At 46.1% G+C, this 21,534-nt stretch carries 22 protein-coding genes and 1 pseudogene; 12 read left to right on the forward strand and 11 right to left on the reverse strand.

Annotation, left to right across the window (positions count from 1 at the left end):
* The first annotated feature begins 33 nt into the window (after positions 1-33).
* The 4 genes from liaG to liaR are packed head-to-tail and all read left to right on the forward strand — an operon-like array spanning position 34 to position 3,362.
* Positions 34-903 carry a LiaG family protein gene (liaG, locus tag J7E26_RS12350; protein ID WP_214803157.1) on the forward strand — a complete coding sequence of 290 codons (870 nt, stop codon included), beginning with the start codon at positions 34-36 and terminating at the stop codon, positions 901-903.
* 38 nt (positions 904-941) lie between these two features.
* Positions 942-1,673, forward strand: a complete 732-nt coding sequence (gene liaF / locus J7E26_RS12355) for a cell wall-active antibiotics response protein LiaF (RefSeq protein ID WP_214803159.1) — start codon at positions 942-944, stop codon at positions 1,671-1,673.
* A complete protein-coding gene (liaS, locus tag J7E26_RS12360) occupies positions 1,670-2,752 on the forward strand; it encodes a two-component system sensor histidine kinase LiaS (RefSeq protein WP_214803162.1) in 1,083 nt (360 codons plus the stop codon). Before liaF ends, liaS begins: the two co-directional genes overlap by 4 nt.
* Complete coding sequence (gene liaR, locus J7E26_RS12365; protein WP_214803165.1) at positions 2,730-3,362, forward strand: two-component system response regulator LiaR; 633 nt, start codon at positions 2,730-2,732, stop codon at positions 3,360-3,362. The genes liaS and liaR overlap by 23 nt, the downstream gene beginning before the upstream one ends.
* A 42-nt stretch (positions 3,363-3,404) precedes the next feature.
* Here liaR and J7E26_RS12370 read toward each other — a convergent pair whose 3' ends face one another.
* The 3 genes from J7E26_RS12370 to gerAA are packed head-to-tail and all read right to left on the reverse strand — an operon-like array spanning position 3,405 to position 7,031.
* Entirely contained in the window at positions 3,405-4,520 is a 1,116-nt protein-coding gene (locus J7E26_RS12370; protein WP_214803168.1) for a Ger(x)C family spore germination protein, read from the reverse strand.
* On the reverse strand, positions 4,517-5,614 hold the full coding sequence (locus tag J7E26_RS12375; protein WP_214803171.1) for an endospore germination permease: 1,098 nt from the start codon (positions 5,612-5,614) through the stop codon (positions 4,517-4,519). The genes J7E26_RS12370 and J7E26_RS12375 overlap by 4 nt, the downstream gene beginning before the upstream one ends.
* Positions 5,589-7,031, reverse strand: coding sequence for a spore germination receptor protein GerAA (gerAA, locus tag J7E26_RS12380; RefSeq protein ID WP_214803174.1), 1,443 nt, complete (start codon positions 7,029-7,031; stop codon positions 5,589-5,591). The genes J7E26_RS12375 and gerAA overlap by 26 nt, the downstream gene beginning before the upstream one ends.
* Positions 7,032-7,146: 115 nt before the next feature.
* Between gerAA and J7E26_RS12385 the strand changes: the two genes are divergently transcribed.
* Positions 7,147-7,332 (forward strand): YvzF family protein, encoded by a 186-nt coding sequence (locus tag J7E26_RS12385; protein ID WP_214803177.1) that lies wholly within the window; start codon positions 7,147-7,149, stop codon positions 7,330-7,332.
* A 69-nt stretch (positions 7,333-7,401) separates the two neighbouring features.
* Complete coding sequence (gene fumC, locus J7E26_RS12390; RefSeq protein ID WP_214803180.1) at positions 7,402-8,790, forward strand: class II fumarate hydratase; 1,389 nt, start codon at positions 7,402-7,404, stop codon at positions 8,788-8,790.
* A gap of 37 nt (positions 8,791-8,827) precedes the next feature.
* On the opposite strand, the gene J7E26_RS12395 is transcribed toward fumC, so the two are convergent.
* Positions 8,828-9,703 (reverse strand): TetR/AcrR family transcriptional regulator, encoded by an 876-nt coding sequence (locus J7E26_RS12395; RefSeq protein WP_214803183.1) that lies wholly within the window; start codon positions 9,701-9,703, stop codon positions 8,828-8,830.
* 179 nt (positions 9,704-9,882) lie between these two features.
* On the opposite strand from J7E26_RS12395, the gene spxO reads away from it, so the two are divergent.
* A complete protein-coding gene (gene spxO, locus J7E26_RS12400; RefSeq protein WP_156476243.1) occupies positions 9,883-10,047 on the forward strand; it encodes an anti-adapter protein SpxO in 165 nt (54 codons plus the stop codon).
* A 27-nt stretch (positions 10,048-10,074) separates the two neighbouring features.
* Here the strand turns inward: spxO and cssS are convergent, their stop codons facing one another.
* Together cssS and cssR are read right to left on the reverse strand one after the other, a co-directional pair.
* Positions 10,075-11,430 carry a two-component system sensor histidine kinase CssS gene (gene cssS, locus J7E26_RS12405; protein WP_214803185.1) on the reverse strand — a complete coding sequence of 452 codons (1,356 nt, stop codon included), beginning with the start codon at positions 11,428-11,430 and terminating at the stop codon, positions 10,075-10,077.
* Positions 11,427-12,104 (reverse strand): two-component system response regulator CssR, encoded by a 678-nt coding sequence (gene cssR, locus J7E26_RS12410; protein WP_214803189.1) that lies wholly within the window; start codon positions 12,102-12,104, stop codon positions 11,427-11,429. Before cssR ends, cssS begins: the two co-directional genes overlap by 4 nt.
* 276 nt (positions 12,105-12,380) lie before the next feature.
* Between cssR and J7E26_RS12415 the strand changes: the two genes are divergently transcribed.
* Positions 12,381-13,742 carry a S1C family serine protease gene (locus tag J7E26_RS12415; RefSeq protein WP_214803192.1) on the forward strand — a complete coding sequence of 454 codons (1,362 nt, stop codon included), beginning with the start codon at positions 12,381-12,383 and terminating at the stop codon, positions 13,740-13,742.
* Between the two features lie 49 nt (positions 13,743-13,791).
* Here the strand turns inward: J7E26_RS12415 and J7E26_RS12420 are convergent, their stop codons facing one another.
* Both J7E26_RS12420 and J7E26_RS12425 read right to left on the reverse strand, forming a co-directional pair.
* Positions 13,792-14,256, reverse strand: a complete 465-nt coding sequence (locus J7E26_RS12420) for a Dps family protein (protein WP_214803195.1) — start codon at positions 14,254-14,256, stop codon at positions 13,792-13,794.
* Between the two features lie 89 nt (positions 14,257-14,345).
* Positions 14,346-15,188, reverse strand: a complete 843-nt coding sequence (locus tag J7E26_RS12425) for an oxidoreductase (protein WP_214803197.1) — start codon at positions 15,186-15,188, stop codon at positions 14,346-14,348.
* A 127-nt stretch (positions 15,189-15,315) separates the two neighbouring features.
* Between J7E26_RS12425 and J7E26_RS12430 the strand changes: the two genes are divergently transcribed.
* From J7E26_RS12430 to J7E26_RS12445, 4 genes are all read left to right on the forward strand, one after another.
* Positions 15,316-17,100: a M3 family oligoendopeptidase gene (locus J7E26_RS12430; protein ID WP_214803200.1), complete on the forward strand. Its 1,785-nt coding sequence runs from the start codon at positions 15,316-15,318 to the stop codon at positions 17,098-17,100.
* Between the two features lie 117 nt (positions 17,101-17,217).
* Complete coding sequence (locus J7E26_RS12435; RefSeq protein ID WP_214803201.1) at positions 17,218-17,655, forward strand: YusW family protein; 438 nt, start codon at positions 17,218-17,220, stop codon at positions 17,653-17,655.
* Positions 17,656-17,809: 154 nt separating this feature from the next.
* The gene (locus J7E26_RS12440) at positions 17,810-18,634 is read left to right on the forward strand and encodes an ABC transporter ATP-binding protein (protein ID WP_214803202.1); all 825 of its coding nucleotides are present in this window, start codon (positions 17,810-17,812) and stop codon (positions 18,632-18,634) included.
* Positions 18,635-18,658: 24 nt separating this feature from the next.
* Complete coding sequence (locus J7E26_RS12445) at positions 18,659-18,904, forward strand: YusU family protein (protein WP_214803203.1); 246 nt, start codon at positions 18,659-18,661, stop codon at positions 18,902-18,904.
* Between the two features lie 15 nt (positions 18,905-18,919).
* Here J7E26_RS12445 and J7E26_RS12450 read toward each other — a convergent pair.
* From J7E26_RS12450 to J7E26_RS12460, 3 genes and pseudogenes are all read right to left on the reverse strand, one after another.
* Positions 18,920-19,288, reverse strand: a pseudogene (locus J7E26_RS12450) (LysR substrate-binding domain-containing protein); the annotation flags it as partial.
* A 72-nt stretch (positions 19,289-19,360) separates the two neighbouring features.
* Positions 19,361-20,956 (reverse strand): MDR family MFS transporter, encoded by a 1,596-nt coding sequence (locus J7E26_RS12455; protein ID WP_214803204.1) that lies wholly within the window; start codon positions 20,954-20,956, stop codon positions 19,361-19,363.
* On the reverse strand, positions 20,953-21,432 hold the full coding sequence (locus J7E26_RS12460) for a MarR family winged helix-turn-helix transcriptional regulator (protein ID WP_214803205.1): 480 nt from the start codon (positions 21,430-21,432) through the stop codon (positions 20,953-20,955). Before J7E26_RS12460 ends, J7E26_RS12455 begins: the two co-directional genes overlap by 4 nt.
* Positions 21,433-21,534 lie beyond the last annotated feature (102 nt).

A 21,534-nucleotide genomic window follows, 5' to 3' on the forward strand; every position in this document is an offset into this window, starting at 1 on the left:
TATAATAAATTGAATAAAAAAGGATGGAACGTAATGAAGCCCATGTTTGGCAAATTGCTGATTACGGCAGGCGTCCTCATTTGCTGCTTGTTTTTGGTGAAAGATGTTTTTGCAGAGCGGCTTTTTCCGCTGAATGGGACTGAAGCAGAATCGGCAAGCGTTTCGCCGCGGGACATCAGCAGCCTGGCGGTTTCTTCGGAACAAATGGATGTGAAAATCATTGCCGAGACGCGCAACGACATTGCGGCACACGTAACAGGCCCATCCGGAAAACTGTTTGCCCGCAGTCAGGGCAAAACGTTAAACCTCACGGCAAAGGAAAAAGGCTTTCAATTTTTGAACGTCTTTCACCGCTCCCTTTTAATCGTCCGCATTCCATATGAATATAAACGGGACATTACCGTCCGTTCTTCAAGCGGAAATATAGAAGTTGACGGAAACAGGGGATTAGGCCTTGCTCACCTTGGCGTCCGTTCCTCAAGCGGCAGCATGACATTAAAGCAGGTGCGCGCTGAAACGTTTGAAGCGAAGGGATTATCAGGCCATCTGACGGCATCCGATCTCTCCGCAAGAACCGCAAATGTCCGCTCATCCTCTGGAAATGTCAATTTGCATCATGTGGCGGGTGCTCTTAACGTGCGGGTTACTTCAGGAAATGTAAATGCTTCGCTGCAAGAAGCAAATGCTCCCGCGTCCGTCAGGCTTACGAGCGGCAGCGCAGCAATCAGCCTGCCGAAAGACGGGAATTTTACGGTCAACGCCGAATCGGCAAGCGGAAATATCAAACCGTCTTATTCATTTGACGAGACACATCAAGAAGGCGAAAGGCTCACCGGTGTCAAAGGGAACGGGGCTCAGGCGATCGAAATAAAAGTCATAAGCGGAAATGTTGCGTTACAATAGACAAGATCGGCACTGGAAAGGAGGCGTAAGCAGCTGAAATGGCAAAAAAACAGATTCTCGGACTTATCATCGCCTTATTAGGCATCAGCATGTTCTTACGTATTATCGGCATCGGCGATTTCCTGTTTTGGCCGCTCTTTTTTCTGATTGCAGGCTATATTTTCAAAAAATATTCGCGCAGCTGGTTCGGCTCCGTCCTGTATATCTTCGCCGCCTTTTTGTTTTTAAGAAACCTGTTCAGCGTCACGTTTAACCTGTTCGGCTATGCTTTCGCCGCTTTTCTCATTTACGCGGGCTACAGGCTTCTCAAAGGAAAACGTGTGTTTGAGCACAAAGAGAAGAAAATCAATCTGGAAAAAGAAGAAGACCCGGAGCCTTCTTCCCAGCCGGACAGCAGACACCCGGATCTCCGCAGCTTTTTTATCGGCGAGCTCAGGATGATGAAGGACCCGTTTGATTTGAATGATTTAAATGTATCCGGTTTTATCGGCGATGTGAAAATCGACTTGTCAAAAGCCATCATTCCGGAAGGAGAAAGCACAATTACAATCAGCGGCGTCATCGGCAATGTAGATGTGTACGTCCCGCCTGATATTGAAGTCGCCGTCAGCTCTTCCGCTTTTATCGGCGATATGAGTCTGCTCGGTTCTAAAAAAAGCGGCATGAGCACGAAGCTGTATACGGTATCCCCTGATTACGGCGATTCGCCGCGGCGGATTAAAATATCAATTTCTTTATTTATCGGCGATGTGGATGTGAACTATCTATGAGGAAAAAAATACTCGCCAATATCCAGTGGCGCGCCATGCGGATGACAACGGGCATCAGCCTGCTCCTTTGCGCTGCGTTTATCACGCTGATGCTTTTATACTACCAGCTTGACCCGGTGCTGCTGCTTTCCTCCGGATGGTTCGGCATTCCGTTTGTTCTCATCCTGCTTTTAACGAGCCTTGCAGCCGGTCTGATCTCCGGATATATGTACGGAAACCGCCTTAAAACGAGAATGGATAAGCTGATTGAAGCGATTTTAAAATTTGAAAACGGCAATTTTGCTTATCGGGTGCCGCCTCTCGGTGATGACGAAATCGGTTTGGCGGCAGACCAGCTCAACGAAATGGCCAAGCGGGTTGAGCTTCAAGTCACATCACTGCAAAAGCTTTCGAACGAGCGGGCGGAATGGCAGGATCAAATGAAGAAATCGGTCATCTCTGAAGAACGCCAGCGGCTGGCGCGTGACCTTCACGATGCCGTCAGCCAGCAGCTCTTTGCCATCTCCATGATGACGTCCGCCGTCTTGGAACAGGTGAAAGACGCTGATGACAAAATCGTCAAGCGGATAAAAATGGTCGAGCATATGGCGGGGGAGGCGCAAAACGAAATGAGGGCGCTGCTTCTTCACCTGAGGCCTGTCACGTTAGAAGGAAAGGGTCTGAAGGAAGGGCTGATTGAGCTGTTAAACGAGTTCAAAGCAAAGCAGCCGCTTGATATGGAGTGGGATATCCGCGACACGGGTGTGTCAAAAGGCGTGGAAGATCATCTGTTCAGAATCGTGCAGGAGGCGCTTTCCAACGTATTCAGACATTCCAAAGCAACAAAGGTCATAGTAAGGCTCGGCGCGAAGCATCAGCAGCTGCAGCTTAAGGTGATTGATAACGGGGCGGGTTTTACGATGGATCAAGTAAAGGCTTCCTCTTACGGCTTACACTCTATTAAAGAAAGAGCCAGTGAAATCGGCGGTATAGCGGAAATTATTTCTGTGAAGGGAAAAGGAACGCATGTCGACGTGAAAGTCCCGATTTATCGGAAACCAGAAGGAGAGAACGACAGTGATTCGAGTGTTACTAATTGACGATCATGAAATGGTCAGAATGGGACTGGCCGCGTTTTTAGAAGCGCAGCCTGATATAGAAGTCATCGGCGAAGCTTCAGACGGGCAGCAGGGAGTCGATCTTGCCGCAGAGCTTTCACCCGATGTGATCTTAATGGATCTTGTCATGGAAGGCATGGACGGCATTGAAGCGACGAAGCTTATCTGCGCCAGACTGGCCGATCCGAAAATCATTGTGCTGACAAGCTTTATTGATGACGACAAAGTATATCCTGTCATTGAGGCGGGAGCCCTCAGCTACTTGCTGAAAACATCCAAGGCGGCAGAAATAGCCGAAGCGATCAGAGCTGCTGCGAAGGGAGAGCCGAAGCTTGAATCGAAGGTAGCCGGAAAGGTGTTATCAAGGCTGCGCCATTCAGAAAACACGCTTCCGCATGAAACGCTGACAAAAAGAGAGCTGGAAATCCTTTGTCTTGTCGCGGAAGGAAAGACGAATAAAGAAATTGGCGAAGAGCTTTTTATTACGATTAAAACGGTGAAAACCCACATTACGAATATATTATCAAAGCTTGACGTCAGTGACCGGACGCAGGCCGCGGTTTACGCCCACCGCAATAATCTCGTGACATAAACGAAGGAGAGCGCGCTGATGCACACTCTCCTTCGCGGCGTATTATTGGGACATTCCCTTCGTTCCGAAATCTCTGATGGCCACTTTGACATGGTATTCAATATCGGATTCACTGAAATGGTGATCCCAGTCAGAAGAAATCTTTCTCCACTTATCCGGGTAATGAATCCGGACTTCATCGCCTAAGCCTGTAATGTCCACCTTCAAGTCATGCTGCAAATAATCAATAAACTTTGTGACATCTGAATGAATACTGCGTGTCACCTCCTTTTTGATTTCATCAATATAGGACTGTTTAAAGGAATCTTCCTTTGGGTTCCAGTCCTCGGACAGGCGGCCCTCCACAAATCGGGTTACGATAAATTTGAATTTCCCGTTTTTATACTTGGTTTTTACTTTATATTTGCTGGAAAATATCTCGAACGATAGAAAATAGCCGTTATGCTTTGAAAATGTAACCCCTCCCTTTACCGTACCTGTAAACAGATTCATATCTTGAACCTGCATCGGTGTTAAATTTGCCAGCCAAAATTTATTTTTTATAATAGAGGCCCCGGATATTTCCAGGCCGTCGCCCTTTACCTTGCGGACCTGCGGAATGGCGAATGTCTCACCTGCTGCAATTTTTTCCGATATATCTCCTAATGTTACGGGCTGCATCATGCGTATGGTGAACGAATTATTTTCCGTTAAGTCATAAATAGTGTTGGATGCAGGCTCCCCTTGGTCAGTTACGGTAAATATGTCTTTCGTTTGATCGGGCACTGTCATCACGTTGCAGCTTCTCCGCGTTCCGTTGTCCTTGATAAATTGATTCATGAGTGCATCAAGCGGGATATCGTCTTTTAACAGGTTTTGTGAAAATAACATGACGCGCAAATGCTGTGAAAAAGAACGGCGATTTTTTAACGCTGCCGTCCTCAAGGCTTGGTGAACCGTTTCACCGGGTGTCGACGTGATCTTTGTCGTCTCTCCCGAAGAGGACTGCTCAGAGCTGGCTTTTGTCGGAATGAGAATTTGCTGGGTCACCTGCACGTTTTCTTCCTTAGGTTTATCCAGACCGACGCCTATGACGAGGCTCAAGTCCTCAATGTTCCGGCTGTCCCAGCATCCGGTTAAGAGCAATGTGCAGAGGATGATCACGATGTATGTTTTCATTGCGCTTTCACCTTCCTTTTTACAGCGACAACGATAAATAGTAGTAAAGGCAGTAAAAACAAACCGAAGAAGATATAGCCCAGAATATCGCTGAAGGTCATCAGCACGTTGGCGTCCTTTGGCATTAATGAGCCGAAGTACGTGGCGATTGCCACAAAAATAATTCCTTTTTTCATCGGCAATCCGAAAATTTTCTTCAGCCCCGAGGTGGCGAAATATCCGTAAGATACATAGGTAGTGAAAAATTGCACGATCCATACAGCGAGTAAAAAGGACTCGAACCTTTCAATAAACAGCCCTTTCAGCTCAAATGATTGAAAGAGCGCAATGGTCGGCCAAATCATAGTTTGTACATCCTGGGTGGTTAACGCGCCGACAACGATGACGTATGAAATCATGTATAAAATAATGGGAATGCTAAAGCCCGTTGCAGACAAACGAAACGCGTCCTTTTTATTCTTGAGATATTCGGGCAAAAACAGCATAACCTCAATTCCCAAAAAGGACACAGAGACAACGGTGAGAGAGCTTGTGATGGAAGAAAATCCCTGACCCAGCACCGGCCGCAGGTTGTCTAAATTAAAAATCTTAAAGCTGAAAGCAAACACAATCAGCAAAATAATAATGGTAATGGTCAAATAGAAAGGAAACAGCCTGCCGATATCGCTCATGCCGCCTATGATTAAATAAACGGAACAGGCGATAAAAATAAAGAGAGTGACCGGCACGGGCGTTCTTTCCAAAAGGAAAAATTTCACCATCTCCGCCATGGCACGCGCTTCAAAACTGGCGACTCCGATTAAATATAAACAGATCATGAGATTCACTATATTTCCGGCCCATTTGCCGAGCCCTTCATTCATATACTCAAAAAACGAAGGGTATTGATGCTTTTTCATAATGAGCGTGTTGAGATAGATCAAAAAGATAAAGATGATCCCTTCCAGGCCTAATGCGATCCAGCCGTCCGGCGAGTTTGACTTTAATGTCAGCGCCCGCGGCATGGTCAAGAGGCCCGCGCCCAGCATTGTGTTAGAAATCAACGCCGCTCCTTGGTAGCTGCTAATCTTACTTTGCGTTTTTTTGTGGCTCATTTGGTTTTTTCGCCTCTTTTGGTTGATTTTTAATTGGGAGACGGAGTATAGAATCATCGGCATTTTTAAAGCTGAAAAACCCATTCGGCGAGAAATACGGAGATCCGAAGCTTCTTTGTCTTGATAAATGGGTGTAAATCGCCAGCATAAATAAAATCATGCCGTACAGTCCGAACGCTGCCGCAGTAAACATCGATATGAATCGGAGCACACGGAATGACAGACCCATCCCGTACTGAGGCACCGTAAATGAAGCGAGCGCGATAATGCTGACAACGATGACCATGATAGAGCTGACCAGATTGGCCTCAACGGCAGCCTGTCCGATAACGACCCCGCCAACCAATCCGATTGTCTGGCCAAGCGGATTAGGCAGCCGCAGCCCCGCCTCTCTCAGCAATTCAATCGTAATTTCCATCACCATCGCTTCAATGATAGGCGGAAAGGGAACATTTTCTCTGTTCGCCGAGATGGTGACCGCAAGCGCAGTCGGTAAAAGCCCTTGATGGAATGAAACGAGCGCGATATAAATAGACGAAAAAAACATCGTGATAAAAATGGAAGTGAATCGCAGCGCGCGGATGAGCGAGGCTGAAATCCACCGTTCATAATAATCGTCGGGAGACTGCATCAAAATGCCGAGAGAAGCCGGCACAACCAGAACAAAGGGAGAGTTGTCCACAAGTATGGCGACGCGGCCGTTAAACAGGGCGGAGGACACTTTATCAGGCCGTTCGGTGTTTTGGATTTGCGGGAACGGCGAATACTTATTATCCTCAATGAGCTCCTCAAGCGTCCCGGAATCCTGGATGTCGTCCAGCTGCACTTCGCTGAGGCGTTTTTCAACATCGCTGATGACAGACGAATCCGCCTTATCTTCTATGTACATGACAGTAGCGTATTTTAACTTGCTTTCTCCGATCAGAATTTTTTTCGTTTTCAGCTTCGGGTGGTTTGTTCTTTGTCTGATCAGGGCGACGTTCGTATCAGTGTCCTCCGTGAAGGCGACTTTAGGCCCTCTTACAAGCTTTTCAGATGTCGGCTCCGTTATGCTTCTCTTTTCCTTTTTCCCCGTTGTCAAAATGTATACGTTGTCAAGCCCGTTAATAAAAACGGCGCAATTTCCTCTTAGAATGGAGGTGATCGCTTCTTTTGCCGTAGTGACGGGGCGGGCGTCAATCATATCGAGACGTTTTGTCACGGTTTCAAGCGTCAGGGTCTCTTCTTCCTTAACCAGCGTTTTGACCGCTTCTTTTATTTTGTCTTCATCGTTTAGTTCGCTGAGATACATATAATAAAAAACAAGACCGTTCGACAGCATTTTTTTATTTTGAATAAGATCATCGTTTTGTTCAACGTGAGGAAGAACCATAGCCAGATTAATGTGAATATATTCCTTAAATTCCGATTGTGCCACCGCAATCACCCCGCCTTCTAATCCTTGTTAGAGGTTATCTTTTCCTGTTAAAAAAATGATATACTATGTTAAAGTATTTCATGGTACAAGTTTTTTATGAAAGCGGAGGAGAAATGTGGCACAAGTCAGACTGGCAGGCAATGCTGAAGAAATTGAACAGCTGATCAAATCATTTGAAGCGCATTATGAGGTAGCCTATACGTCAAAGGAGTACCGAAAAACAAATCCGAAGTATAAATATTCTAAGGATTCGCGCGTCTATCTTGAGCTGAAATTAAAGTCGGCAAAGGTCGAAAAATAAAAAAGGGTTTCATCTGTTACTGGCGAATAATACTCAGGGTGAAGCAACTGTTATGGAGGGATACATAAAATGGAATACAGAATTGAAAAAGACACCATGGGAGAAATAAAAGTTCCGGCAGATAAGTTTTGGGGCGCTCAGACACAGCGCAGCAAAGAGAACTTCAAAATCGGTTTTGAAAAAATGCCTCAGCGTGTTGTGAAGGCGTTTGCAATATTAAAAAGAAGCACGGCGATCGCTAACGAGCGCCTCGGCAATTTAGATTCTGAAAAAGCACAGGCGATTGCTGCTGTTTGTGATGACGTGTTAAAAGGCAAATATGACGATAACTTTCCGCTTGTCGTTTGGCAGACGGGAAGCGGCACACAAAGCAACATGAATATGAATGAAGTGGTGGCCAACCGCGCAACCGCTTTATTGAAAGAAAAAAATTCTGACCTTACGATCCATCCGAATGATGACGTCAACCGCAGCCAAAGCTCCAACGACACTTTCCCGACGGCAATGCACGTCGCGGCGGTTCTTGCCGTATATGAACAGCTCGTTCCGGCACTTGATCAGCTCCGCGCAACGCTTGATGAAAAAGCGAAAGCTTATCAAGATATTGTCAAAATCGGACGCACGCATTTGCAGGACGCGACTCCGCTGACGCTTGGCCAAGAAATCAGCGGCTGGGTCTATATGCTTGACCGTTCGAAAGAAATGATCCTGGAAGCCACTGAAAAAATCCGCGCTCTTGCCATCGGCGGCACGGCGGTCGGAACGGGAATCAACGCCCATCCGCAATTCGGTGAACTCGTGGCTGAGGAAATCACAAAAGTAACGGGGCAGACGTTCAAAAGCTCGCCGAACAAATTCCATGCGCTGACAAGCCATGATGAAATCACTCACGTTCATGGCGCGTTAAAAGCACTTTCTGCCGACCTGATGAAGATCGCAAATGACGTCAGATGGCTGGCGAGCGGCCCGCGCTGCGGCATCGGCGAAATTGTCATCCCTGAAAATGAGCCTGGAAGCTCTATCATGCCTGGTAAAGTCAACCCGACTCAAAGCGAGGCGCTGACGATGATCGCCGCCCAAGTCATGGGGAATGACGCAACAATCGGTTTTGCGGCAAGCCAAGGAAACTTCGAGCTGAACGTTTTCAAACCGGTTATTATCTATAACTTCCTGCAAACGGTGCAGCTTCTCAGCGACGGAATGAATTCTTTCCATGACAAATGTGCCGTCGGTATTGAGCCGAATAAAGAGACGATTCAAGAAAATCTGTCTAACTCATTAATGCTCGTTACGGCGCTCAACCCGCACATCGGCTATGAAAACGCCGCAAAAATCGCTAAGCTTGCCCACAAAGAAGGCTTGACGCTGAAAGAAGCGGCATTACAGCTGAACCTGCTGACAGAAGAGCAATTTAATGAAATGGTGAAACCTGAAGATATGGTGCACCCGAAAGCATAAAAAAGAAAGAACGGCTGCAAATACTGCGGCCGTTCTTCTAAATAAACTGCTGTTTTAATAAATAGCTGAGCTGCTCTGCGTTTTCAGCCAGCAGTTCTGATTCCTTCAAATTCAGAATCATCCCTTTTATAATTGCCAATTTCGGCGACTTTTTCTTCATTTCCGCTTCCAGAATCTCTAAGCTCTCGGTGAATTCAGATGCTTGCGATTTGTCCATCGTGCTGATAGAGGCACGGAGGGTCTGCAAAATCGATTTACTTAAAGGATCGGGCTGTCCGTTATGAAGAGGCCCGAACAGTGAGCTTGCCTCATCAAGAGAAATAAAAGGTTCATCCCGTCTGTCCGCCATCCCGTTCACAATGTCATCAACCCTATGAATCACAGTATCCGCCAATGCGGCAGGCTGTACGGTCCGGCCCGTCAAGAGGATATATTCAAGATATATCTGATTGATTCCTTCTATTAAAAAACAAAGCTCGGCTGTATACGGCTCAACCTTTTCTCCGTAAATATTGAGGAGACTGTCAATATGAAATTGCAGTATCGACCGCCGGATTCTTTTTCCGCACTGCGCCACTTCCTCTGTATAAGGAAGAGAGCCGTCTTTCATCTGAACCGCAATAAAATCCTGATGTGCGAGAATTGATTCATAAAACACAGCAAGCTGTTTTTGATAAGCTGCCCTCGGGCTGTCACCTTCTGTTTGAATCGTAGTGATTCGGGTAAACGTTTTATCATAGTAGTAATTCAGCATTGATAGAAGCAAAGCTTCTTTGGAAGGAAAATAAATGTAAAAAGCGCCTTTGGAGATTTTGCATTCATCAGCAATTTCTTGAACTGATGTTGATTTATACCCTTTACGGGCAAACAATTTTATTGCTGTTTCAATAATCAGCTTTTCTTTTTCCTTCAATGGTTCCACCCTTTCGGAGCCAGGAGACTGGCGTTTGCTGCTCATGTATGACTATATGGTCATATGGATTTTCCATAAATTTAACCTGATTGTAACTTGTTTTTTTGTCTTATTTTATTTATATTATAAAGTGAGATGACCGAATGGTCAAAGTTCTGGCGAAAGGGTGAATCTCAAAAATGAGAGAATTAGACGAAATGATCAGCCGCTTGCGAAACAGAGGGATTAAAGTCGAAAAGGTAAAATATCCAAAGCAGACGATATCTGAAAAGAAATGGGTTCATCAATGCCAAAAACCGCTGAAAACGAACTACAGAGATTTTAACGGCTATTCCTTCACATAAAAAAAGACTGCAATAAAAAATCACAGTCTACTTTGGAACGATAATTCGGTAGGTAACACCCGATTGATCATTTTCAATTGTAATAGATGCTTTGTGCAGGGTTAAAATCCGTTTTACGATGCTGAGTCCAATGCCAAACTCGCCTTTCTTCCCTTTATTAAAAGGCTCGTATAAGCTGGATAGCATCTCATCCTCAATAGGAGGACCGTCATTTTTAACCGTCATCACAATCTGCTGCTGATTTTGGCTGATCTGAACGTGAATCGCCGTTTCGGCGTAGCGAATTTGATTTTCCAGAATGTTTTCAAGGAGCTTGCTCCATTGCTCCGGATCACCGGACATCATCATCACATCCCCCGTGTCAACGGTCCACGACAATTCTTTCCGCGCCCATTTGAGCCGCTCAATCACTTCTTCCGTCACCTTCACAATGTCGAATGTTTCATGATGAATCGGCTGCTTCAGTAAATAATCAAGCTTCGTCAAATATAATAAATCCTTGATTTTTTTCTCAAGCTTTTCAGCTTCGCCTTCAATCACGTCAATTGTGTTTTCAAGATCTCCTTTAGGAAAAATCCCGTCTTTAATCGATTGGGTATAGCCTCTTATGACCATAACAGGCGTTTTTAAATCATGAGAAATATTTTGTAAAAGGGTTCTTTCTGTCTCATCCTTTTGAACCAGTTTGCTCCGCATATCCTCAATGGTATGGCCTAATTTTCCGATTTCGTCTTTTCGATCGACAATGACCGGATCATCCCAATCCTGTTCAGATATCCGCTTTACATGCTTTTCCAAGGAAACGAGCGGCCGCGATAAATATTTGGCGAGCCAAATCGCCGGAATCCAGCTTAATAAAATAACGCCTGCAATAATAAACAGAAGCTGCCTGAACAGTGTATATGCCAGATCATCCCGATAGGAATCAAGTGCGTAAGACAGCATCATGGCATTTTGTCCGTTAATGGTGAGGCCTTTTTTAATGACAAAAAACACTTTCTCCCCGCTGACTTCTGCGCTGTATCGTTTCGTGATGCTGTGCTGGCGCCCGGCGAGCTTGTACACCTTATGGATAAACGAGTTAGATAGGTAGCTCAAATCTCTGTCACTGGCCGATTCTTCCCGTTCCGGCAAAAGGACGTGCTGCACCGAACGGAATGTAGTCGGGGCTGTCGCTTCCTCGCTGTAATATCCCCGCTCAATAGATCCGGGCAGACGGTACTCCGTCAGGACATGCTGTTCATTTTCAATTGTCGTGTACGTTTCATCAGTGAAAAAATCACGCAGCGTATTTGAAAACAGCACGAGCAATAGGATAGAGATGGCTAAGAGAATGCCCGAAATCACAACCCATATTTGAAAAGCGAGCGGTTTATTTTTCATGACGTCATCATCCTGTAGCCGAATCCGTAAATGGTTTCAACCTTTAGCTCGGGCATTTTTTTCCGCAGCCTGCGGACAAGATCATCGACCACGCGGTCAGTACCGAAATAGTCATGGCCCCATATTTTTAACAAAATGTCCTCTCTGGAAAAGGGATGTCCTTTATGATGAATGAATAAAAGCAGAAGATCAAATTCCTTAGACGTGAGATTGATCAGGTTCCCGTTTTCGTCATATACCTCTCTGGCTTCTTCAGCTACATTGTAGGAGGATACGGCGGTCCCGGTTTTTTTTGCGGCCGGCTGTTCTTTATAGACAAGCTCCAGCAGCTTCTGAACCCGTATAATCAGTTCTCTGGGCAGAAACGGCTTTGCGATATAATCATTGCTTCCAAGCTCTAATCCAAGAACTCTGTCAATATCCGCGTCCCGTGCGGAAATAAAAATGACGGGCACATCGGGGTCTTTTTCTTTTATTTCTTTTATGAGGGTATAGCCGTCTGTATCCGGAAGCATGATGTCAAGAATCCACAGGTGGGGAGACGGCTGCATCAGCTTTCTGGCATCCTCGCCTTTTGTAAAAGATGTAATGTTCCAGCCTTCATTCTCTAAATATTTTGTAAGCAATTCATTCAGATTATCCTCATCTTCAACTAGATAAATGGTGTATGACAAGGCAACTCACATCCTTTCAACGTCATTATACTAGTTTTAACACATTCAAGGCGCATTTTCATAATTTCACATATTCTTTTCATTTTTATCCCACAATGTTTGTTTATGATGTATATAAGGGAAGAAAGGAAGAAAAAAAGCGAGGAAGATAACATGTTCAAACACATATTGTTTTGGTGCTTTGCTTTTCTCCTTATTATTGGGACAATAGAACTTGTACATGCGATGAATATGTAATTGATAGAATGAAAACATGCTAAAGGAGTGTGCGTGAATATGAACGATCAGCGAGATGACGGTATCAGCAGGGATCAGTCAGATCTTTCACATACGGAACAAAATAAACAAGAACCGAAGCAGATAGGCCATCAGGAGCAGCAGCTGCTAAAAGCGCCTGACTCCGGGGAAGCAAGAAATGAGACAGCCGCAACAGCGGAAATCGAAAAGACGGCTGCTGTGAAAAAAGAAAAGAACCGGAGAGCTGCATGGCTGAGCCCGATCTTAGGCGGAATTATCGGGGGAGGTTTGGTGCTTGGCATTGTGCCGAATCTGCCGAGTGAGCAGCATAAGACGGAAGCCGTTTCAGATACAAAGCAGGTTCAGTCCTCAAACTTTACGTCAACGCCTTTAAAAAACACCTCAAGCGTGGCAGATATGGTAGAGGATTTGGAGCCTGCCATCGTCGGAGTGTCCAACTATCAAGCAAATCAAAGCAGCCAGTTCGGGTTTGACAGCAGCTCAAGCTCTGAAACGGAGAGCGGTACGGGGTCCGGCGTCATCTTTAAAAAGGATGGCCAAAAAGCGTATATCATTACAAACAACCATGTCGTAGAAGGAGCCAACAAATTGGCAGTGACGCTGTATAACGGTAAAACCGAAACGGCGAAGCTCGTCGGAAAGGATGCCATCAGTGATTTAGCCGTGTTGGAAATCAGCTCATCAAATGTCAAAAAGGCGGCCAGCTTCGGGGATTCCTCTAAGCTCCGCACAGCTGATAAAGTCATTGCCATCGGCAATCCGCTCGGCCAGCAGTTCTCCGGCACCGTCACTCAAGGCGTCATCAGCGGGCTTAACAGAACGGTTGACGCCGATACGTCACAAGGAACGGTGGAAATGAACGTCATTCAGACAGACGCGGCAATCAATCCGGGGAACAGCGGCGGTCCGTTAATCAACTCCAGCGGCCAAGTCATCGGAATCAACAGCATGAAAGTCAGTGAAAACGGTGTGGAATCACTCGGATTCGCCATCCCGAGCAACGATGTAGAACCGATTGTTGACCAGCTCCTGGCAAAAGGAAAAGTCGAACGCCCGTTTTTAGGGGTGCAGATGATTGATATGTCGCAAGTGCCGGAAACGTATCAGCAAAATACGCTCGGACTGTTTGGGGACCAACTGGGCAAAGGCGTTTATGTAAAAGAAGTGCAATCCGGTTCACCGGCGGCCAAAGCCGGCGTCAAGTCAAATGATGTCATCGTAAAATTAAATGGAAAAGATATTGAAAGCAGCGCAGATATCAGACAGATCCTTTATAACGAATTGAAAATCGGTGACAAGACGTCTATCCAAGTTCTCAGAGGCGGAAGCAAAAAGACGCTGGATGTCACGTTAACAAAACAAACTGAAAGCGCAAGCTGAGCGCATAAAAAAAGCTGAACCCTCAAATAAGGGGTTCAGCTTTTTTCGTTCATTCGCCTAAGTATGCTGACAGCATCCACACGTGTTTGTCCGCTTCTTCCGCTAAACCGACAAAAAGATCGGCTGTTGAAGGGTCGTTTTGTTCCTCGGCGATACCGATGACAAATTTCGATTCGCTGCTGATTTGTTTGTAATCGTTAATCAGCGTTTGCACCATTTCAGAAGCTGTTTTTTCACTGCCTTCATCAGAGATGGAGGCTAGTGTAAGATAGCTGTTTAATGTCGCGGCCGGCTGTCCGCCGATGGCCAGCAGCCGTTCGGCAATCGTATCGGCTGTTTCCGCCGCTTGATCATACAGCTCTTCAAATTTTTCATGAAGTGTAAAGAAGTGAGGCCCTTTTACATACCAATGGAAGCGGTGCAGCTTAGAGTACAGAATAAACCAGTTTGATAATTGGGTGTTCATTGAGTTCTCAACTAAAGATTCATTTTTTTTCGCATGTTGTGTGTTCATATTTATCGTCCTCCCTGTGATCTGTTAATTTAATTATATCACATATCAAATAAAAATCAATACTAAATTATAATTATTATAAATAAAGATCAATGGAGCAGCTTTTTCTTAATAACGGATTCCCATGCGGACCAAGAAAAGAGTGAGCGGAAGGCCAGAGTCAGTTTGACGCCTTTGCCGATCGGATAACGTAATTTTTTCAGCCGTTTTAGCTGTGCTAATTGAGAAATCAGCTCCGCCACCTCACTCGGATCCCCGCTTTTTGAAGCGCTGTTTTCGACGTAAGCCTTAATGGGCTCATAATAACGGTCATATGGCGATTCTTTGCCGGGAGGCGTAATTTGCCGTGCGAGAGACGTCTCCCAAATAGAAGTCTTATATGATCCCGGTTCAACTAAGGCGGCATCAATTCCGAAAGGCAAAAGTTCCAGGCGCAGGCACTCTGTAAACCCTTCGACCGCAAATTTGGAAGACGAGTACGGAGAGAGGGAAGGAAATCCTGTCAAGCCGCTGATACTGCTGATATTAATGATTTTCGCTCCGCCATGTTTTCTCATATACGGCAGAACGGTTTTCGTGACGTTGATCAGGCCGAATACATTCGTCTCAAACTGCCGTCTGTAATGTTCCATCGGCACGTTTTCAATAAATCCTCCGTACGCCGTACCGGCATTGTTTACAAGCAGATCGACAGCTCCGAAACCGCTGATCGTTTTCCCGAAATCAGAAACGGATTGTTCGTCCGTCACATCTAACGGAACAATGGTAAGATCCCCGCCGACATCCGATTGGGCGGCCGTTTGCTTCAGCGCCTCAGCCTTTTCCGGCTGTCTTGCTGTTGCGATGACGTGATAAGGCCCGGCAAGCTTAATGGCCGTCAGCAGCCCAAATCCGCTCGTTGCGCCCGTTACAATGGCAATTTTTTTGGTCATATCGTGATCCTCCCGTTTTTTCATATACATAGTGTATAACATCTTCCAGAAAGAAGGGGAAATCGTTCGGAAATCTGTCAGAATTGTTCTATAATAAAATAAACTCGGATGAAAGGGGTTTTACAAGATGGCTTTAGAGAGTTTGAACGAAACGTGGGATTTAAACTCAATTTTTAAAGGCGGTAGCCAGTCGGAAGCATTTCAAGCGTACATCAGCAGGCTGAAACATCATCTCAGCGCTTTTCAACAAGCGGCAGAGGCGTTTAAAGCGCCGCAGCATGAAGACGATGCAAAGGAGCTGACTCCCCTGATTGATATGTTTGAACGGTCAGCCATCATGATCAGGCAGGCCGGAGCATTCGTCAGCTGTCTTCAGGCCCAAAATATTAAAGATCAAAAGGCGAACGAATGGAAGGCGCAAATCAATCAGCTGAGCAGCGATTTTAAATCCTCTCTTGTCACGCTGGACCATACACTTGCTCAAATTGATCAATCCGTATGGGAAGGACTTCTGCAACAGCCCGGCCTGCAGGATCTCACATACATATTAAATGAAAGAAGAGACCGGGTCGCAGAGAAACTCAGTGCAGCAGAAGAGAAGCTGATTGAAGGCCTGGCCGTCGACGGCTATCACGCCTGGAGCGACTTGTACAATGCGTCTGTCGGCAGAATGAAGATTCCTTTTCAAGATGGGGAGCTATCTGTCGGACAAGCGGAAAACATGATGGCGAACCCGGATCGTTCCGTCAGACAAAAAGTGTTTGAGGGATTAAATGAAGCATGGGAGCGGGAAGAGGGATTGTTCAGCAGCACATTGAACCATCTGGCCGGCTTCCGTACCGAAACATATAGAACGCGGGGCTGGGAAAGCGCCTTAAAAGAACCGCTTGCCATCAACCGAATGAAACAAGAGACATTGGATACGATGTGGCAGGTCATCACTGATCATAAACAGCCGTTTGTTGAGTACTTAAATCGAAAAGCGTCTCTTTTGGGGCTGGAGCGGCTGAATTGGTATGACGTGGGCGCTCCGGTCGGTGAGGCGCCTAAGGAATATACGTATGATGAAGCGGCCAATCTGATCGTCAGCCAATTCTCGACGTTCGGCAAAAAGCTTTCCTCATTTACGGAAAAAGCGTTTCGCGATCGCTGGATCGAGGCGGAAAACCGCAGCGGCAAACGGGTCGGAGGCTTTTGCACGAGCTTTCCTGACAGCGGGGAATCACGCATTTTTATGACGTTTTCCGGCAGCGCTTCAAATGTGTCGACGCTTGCGCATGAACTCGGACACGCGTTTCACCAGGAGGCGATGCTTCAAGTGCGGCAGTTAAACAGAGCCTATGCGATGAACGTAGCCGAAACAGCTTCAACCTTTGCAGAAATGATCGTAGCCGATGCCGCTTTGAAACAAGCTGAGACGAAGGATGAGAAGCTGTTTTTACTGGAGGATAAAATACAACGAAGTGTAGCCATGTTTATGAATATTCATGCGAGGTTTTTATTTGAAACACGTTTTTATGAAGAGCGGAAGCAGGGAGTCGTCCCGGCAGACAGATTAAATGAGCTGATGGAAGCGGCGCAGAAAGAAGCATTCTGCGATTCATTAGGAGAATACCATCCTCATTTTTGGGCGTCAAAGCTTCATTTTCATATTTCCGGAGTTCCGTTCTACAATTTTCCGTATACTTTCGGTTATTTATTCTCGCTTGGCATATATGCAAGAGCGCTGCGGGAAAAAACCGATTTTGAAGAAAAATATATCGCGCTGTTGTGCGATACCGCTTCAATGACGGTGGAAGATTTGGCAATGAAGCATTTGGGCGCGGATTTAACGAAGCGCGCGTTTTGGGAAGATGCGGTCGGCCTTGCCGTACAAGACGCGAAAGATTTTTTGAAGCTGGCTGAATCTTAATCTTCATACGAAGCAGCCGGAGTGTTCACCGCTCCGGCTGTTTTTATGTTGAGTGAATGACAAAACCCGCCCTTGGACATACCTAAAAATGATCGGAAATGAATGGGAGTGAATCGCATGAAATGGATCAGGACGGCGGGCGCCATATGTATCACGCTGATGCTGATTGCCGGATGCCGATTGAATGAACAAGAGCGGGAAGCAATAGAAGACATCGCACCCGTTTCATCCGCAAAGCCGGTTCCTTACGACAGCTTTTCCCTTCGGGTGAACTACGGGGACGGCGAGCATAACCGCTATGAAGGCATGTATGAAAAAAAGGGCCGGGACGAAAAGGCGGACATATTGGATAAGCTGTCAGGCGTCCATCGGGAAGGTGAAGAAGCGCTTGATGAAATGAAGATGATTCTCGGAGAATTGGCTTTAAACAGCCGGATGCCGGAGAGGGAAGTCGTTCGGCAGGTGCTCTCTGCGTTCAATTTAGACAGCCATTATGACCATTTTTATTTGAAACTGAAGAAAAGCGACGGGGAAATAACAGAAATCAAGAAATAACCGCAGCAATGCCTTTTTTGCCTAAAACTAATTGATAATGATACTCAAAGTCATTAATTTCTGTTACAATATAATCATTATATGGTTGTTGAATATTTAGGCAGTTTGTTTATATACATAGTGTTGGGAAACACGAAAAGGAGCGGTTAGCGGAATGAGTGCAATTTCTACAGAAACGTTGAGCTTAGGGTACGGGGAAACCGTTATTATTGATGAGTTGGATGTGACAATTCCAAAAGGCGAAATTACCGTATTAATTGGCAGCAACGGCTGCGGAAAGTCGACACTTTTACGTTCATTGGCACGGCTGATGAAACCGAGGGGCGGCTCTGTTCTTTTAGAAGGAAGAGCAATTGCCAAACTTCCGACAAAGGAAGTGGCAAGAGAGCTTGCTATTTTGCCGCAGAGCCCGTCGGCTCCCGAAGGCCTTACGGTGCATCAGCTCGTAAAGCAGGGAAGATATCCTTATCAAAGCTGGCTGAAGCAATGGTCGGCAGAGGACGAAGACGCAGTGGCGAAAGCGCTCAAAGCGACGAAGCTTGAGGAAATGGCCGACCGCCCGGTAGATTCCTTGTCAGGCGGCCAGCGCCAGCGCGCGTGGATTGCGATGACGCTCGCTCAGGATACAGATATCATTTTGCTTGACGAGCCGACAACCTATCTCGACATGACACACCAAATTGAAATTCTTGATTTGCTGTTTGAATTAAATGAGAAAGAAAAGCGGACCATCGTCATGGTGCTGCACGACTTGAATTTGGCGTGCCGCTACGCCCATTATCTTGTGGCGATTAAGGATAAACAGATTTATGCGGAAGGCCGCCCTGAGGAAGTCATCACTTGCGACCTTGTGCAGCAGGTATTTGCAATGAACTGCCAGGTCACGCAGGACCCGCTGTTCGGCACGCCGCTTTGCATCCCGCACGGACGGGGCAGATGTATCGTTCAGGAAGCGGCCCTTTCCGCCCGTACGTCATAATCATTGAAAAGAGAAGGGAACGGTATGGAAGAGAAGCTTCAGCAGCAGCTCGACGGTTTGCTTGAGAAATATACGGAGCTATTGCTTGGCGAAACCGATCATGAATTAAAGGAAGAAGTCAAGCAGTGGATTTTGTACACACATATCGCAAAAAGCATGCCTCCGCTCGTAAAACATTGGAATGAATCCTATCCGGACGCTAAGCAGGGTATGAAAGACACGATACAGCATATTAAACAGCTGAATGAAAAGCACAGAAATAAACAATAAAAAAAGCTTCCGGCATCAGATAGAGGTGCCGGAAGCTTTTTTTGCTGAAAAAGAATCAATAAAGGCGCGCAATGCGCTGCTCATATACGAATCCTTCCGCGTGACAAATTCTGTTTTCATCAGGCTGAATGATTTCGGAATGGCCCAGATATGGACGGAGCCCTGTGCAGCATGCTTTTCAATGACGCTTTTAGGAAGCAGTGTGATGCCGAGTCCCGCCGTCACTCCGTCGATGATCGCTTCAAGCGTGCCGAGTTCCATAATAGCCGGGTGCGCCGTTCCGGCGGAATGAAGCCATCGCTCCAGTGTGTCACGATACGTGCAGCCCGTGCTGTACACAAGGATCGGCTTTTTCACTGCATTTTCTATATCTGTGACAGCGGCCCGCTCGGCTTGCTTGAATGAGGCAAGCGCCTTTTTGGCTTCTTCTAAAAGACCGACAACCTGATCTGCAAATTACACGGCTTTCGCCTTTTCTTCTTGTTTTCCAGATTTTTTGTTTGTCAGTTTAATGGATTTCACGAACAGGGTCAAAACAAGTCCGGCTGCGATGAAGGCCAGGCCAGTATAAAACACACTGTGAAGCGAATCCATTAATGATGTTTTCAGAACCGGCACGATATGAGAAGAGAAAGCGGCCGGAATTTGTTTAATCGATTCCTGGCTGAACAGGGATTGAAGCAGTCCTTCAGGATTGCTCGCAATCATGTCTTTAAACTGAGCGGCAAAGGAACTTGCCTGTTTCGGGAGAGAGTCTAAGTACGGCACGAGCCGGTCGGTTAAAAGGGTGCCGGATCTTGCATTCATGACCGCACCGAGCACCGTAATTCCGAATGTTCCCCCGATCATTCGGAAAAATTGACTTGAGGATGTAACGACACCGAGCTCTTCTTTTGAAAACGTTTCTTGCAGCGCAAGTGTGAGAAGCGGCATGACAAGTCCCATGCCCAGTCCGATCACGGCCATATAGCACGTTGCCGCAAGTTTGCTTGTATCCAGCTGCAATGTGGTTAATAAATAGAATCCGGCGGCCATAATCAGCATACCGATCATGATTTGCGGTTTAATGCCAATCTTGTAGACGAGCTGGCCACCGATAATACTTGTGATAATCATAGAAACCATCATCGGCGTCATAATGGTGCCGGAAGCAGTGGCGCTGACTCCGATAATGCCCTGCATGAAGAAAGGAACAAACGTTACGGCGCCAAACATACCGATACTCATGAAAAAGCCGATCAAATTCAGCATGGTGAATGTTCTATTTTTAAATAAATACATCGGAAGAATCGGCTCTTTTGCTTTACATTCAGCAATGACAAACCCGACAATGCCGATAAGGGCAAGCACAAAAAGACTGATAATCTGCCAAGAGCCCCATGCGTAATCCTTGCCGCCGAAGCTTAGCGCAAGAAGGAGACTGACAATCCCGACAATCATTGTGAAAATGCCGGCAATATCAAAATTGATCGGTCCTGTCTGTTTCTTGCCTTGAAGCCCTCTTGCAATAAAGATCACGGCTAAGATTCCGACTGGAAGGTTAATATAAAAGACCCATTTCCAATTTAAAGAGTCGACAATCCAGCCGCCGATTTGCGGGCCGATAACGGATGCAAGGCCGTAAATCGCTCCGAACAGACCTTGGAACTTGGCGCGCTGTTTACCTGTGAACAAATCCCCGATGACAATCATAGCCATCGGCATCATGACTCCGCCGCCAATTCCCTGCAAACCGCGGAAAATAATCAATTCAGTCATATTGTTGGCCATTCCGCACAGTGCAGAAGCGCCCATAAAAATAATCAAACCCGAGACATATACAACACGTCGTCCCAATAAGTCTGCAAGTTTTCCCGCAATCGGAACGACCGTCGTAGAAGTCAGCAGATATGCCGTGGTAAGCCACGTCATCATGCTTAATCCCCCAAGATCGCCCACGATTTTAGGAATCGCTGTTCCCACGATTGTACCGTCAAGGGCTGAGAAAAACATGGCAATGATTAAGCCTGTTATTAATAGAGTGCGTTTTGAATTCGAATGTTCAGTGCTCATTTTCGGCAACTCCTCTTTTCATGGATGTTTCCCGACGTCAGGTGATTGTCGGCGGCATCCGCAACTTTTTGAATGATCTTCGACGCCTGTATCAGCTCTTCTTCAGAAAGAACGGAAAGGCTGCGCGCTAATATTGCTTTTCTTCCCGCGACAACGTCTTCGAATTTTTTTTCGCCTTTTTTTGTGAGGCTGACATCAATCACACGTCTGTCCTGCTTATTATGCGTGCGGACAATAAGGTTTTTTTGCTCAAGGCGGTCGGCCATTAAGGTCACCGCGCTCGGCTTTACCTCCATGCGCTCCGCAATCTCAGAAACCTTACAGCTGCCGTGTTTTTTTAAACTGGCTAAAACAAATAGTTGGGCGGGTGTCACCTCTTGTTTTGCCATGCTCTCCACCATTTCCGGCTGTATTTTTTGCAGCAGGGTCTGAAGGGATGCTTGAATATCAGACACATATTGATCCGCGTTTTTCATAAATCCTCCTAATCTGTTCCTCGGGGAAATAATTAACATTAGTTAAATATAAATAAGGATTAACGATAAGTCAATCCTTTTGTAAAAAAATAAAAAAAAGGA

It is taken from the genome of Bacillus sp. ISL-51 (assembly GCF_018613535.1).
Classification (GTDB): domain Bacteria; phylum Bacillota; class Bacilli; order Bacillales; family Bacillaceae; genus Bacillus.

Bases quoted from the DNA above. Each gene is read 5' to 3' on its own strand.
- liaG (WP_214803157.1), top strand. From the start codon at position 34: ATGAAGCCCATGTTTGGCAAATTGCTGATTACGGCAGGCGTCCTCATT.
- liaF (WP_214803159.1), top strand. From the start codon at position 942: ATGGCAAAAAAACAGATTCTCGGACTTATCATCGCCTTATTAGGCATC.
- liaS (WP_214803162.1), top strand. From the start codon at position 1,670: ATGAGGAAAAAAATACTCGCCAATATCCAGTGGCGCGCCATGCGGATG.
- J7E26_RS12370 (WP_214803168.1), bottom strand. From the start codon at position 4,520: ATGAAAACATACATCGTGATCATCCTCTGCACATTGCTCTTAACCGGA.
- J7E26_RS12375 (WP_214803171.1), bottom strand. From the start codon at position 5,614: ATGAGCCACAAAAAAACGCAAAGTAAGATTAGCAGCTACCAAGGAGCG.
- fumC (WP_214803180.1), top strand. From the start codon at position 7,402: ATGGAATACAGAATTGAAAAAGACACCATGGGAGAAATAAAAGTTCCG.
- spxO (WP_156476243.1), top strand. From the start codon at position 9,883: ATGAGAGAATTAGACGAAATGATCAGCCGCTTGCGAAACAGAGGGATT.
- cssS (WP_214803185.1), bottom strand. From the start codon at position 11,430: ATGAAAAATAAACCGCTCGCTTTTCAAATATGGGTTGTGATTTCGGGC.
- J7E26_RS12415 (WP_214803192.1), top strand. From the start codon at position 12,381: ATGAACGATCAGCGAGATGACGGTATCAGCAGGGATCAGTCAGATCTT.
- J7E26_RS12420 (WP_214803195.1), bottom strand. From the start codon at position 14,256: ATGAACACACAACATGCGAAAAAAAATGAATCTTTAGTTGAGAACTCA.
- J7E26_RS12425 (WP_214803197.1), bottom strand. From the start codon at position 15,188: ATGACCAAAAAAATTGCCATTGTAACGGGCGCAACGAGCGGATTTGGG.
- J7E26_RS12430 (WP_214803200.1), top strand. From the start codon at position 15,316: ATGGCTTTAGAGAGTTTGAACGAAACGTGGGATTTAAACTCAATTTTT.
- J7E26_RS12435 (WP_214803201.1), top strand. From the start codon at position 17,218: ATGAAATGGATCAGGACGGCGGGCGCCATATGTATCACGCTGATGCTG.
- J7E26_RS12440 (WP_214803202.1), top strand. From the start codon at position 17,810: ATGAGTGCAATTTCTACAGAAACGTTGAGCTTAGGGTACGGGGAAACC.
- J7E26_RS12445 (WP_214803203.1), top strand. From the start codon at position 18,659: ATGGAAGAGAAGCTTCAGCAGCAGCTCGACGGTTTGCTTGAGAAATAT.
- J7E26_RS12455 (WP_214803204.1), bottom strand. From the start codon at position 20,956: ATGAGCACTGAACATTCGAATTCAAAACGCACTCTATTAATAACAGGC.
- J7E26_RS12460 (WP_214803205.1), bottom strand. From the start codon at position 21,432: ATGAAAAACGCGGATCAATATGTGTCTGATATTCAAGCATCCCTTCAG.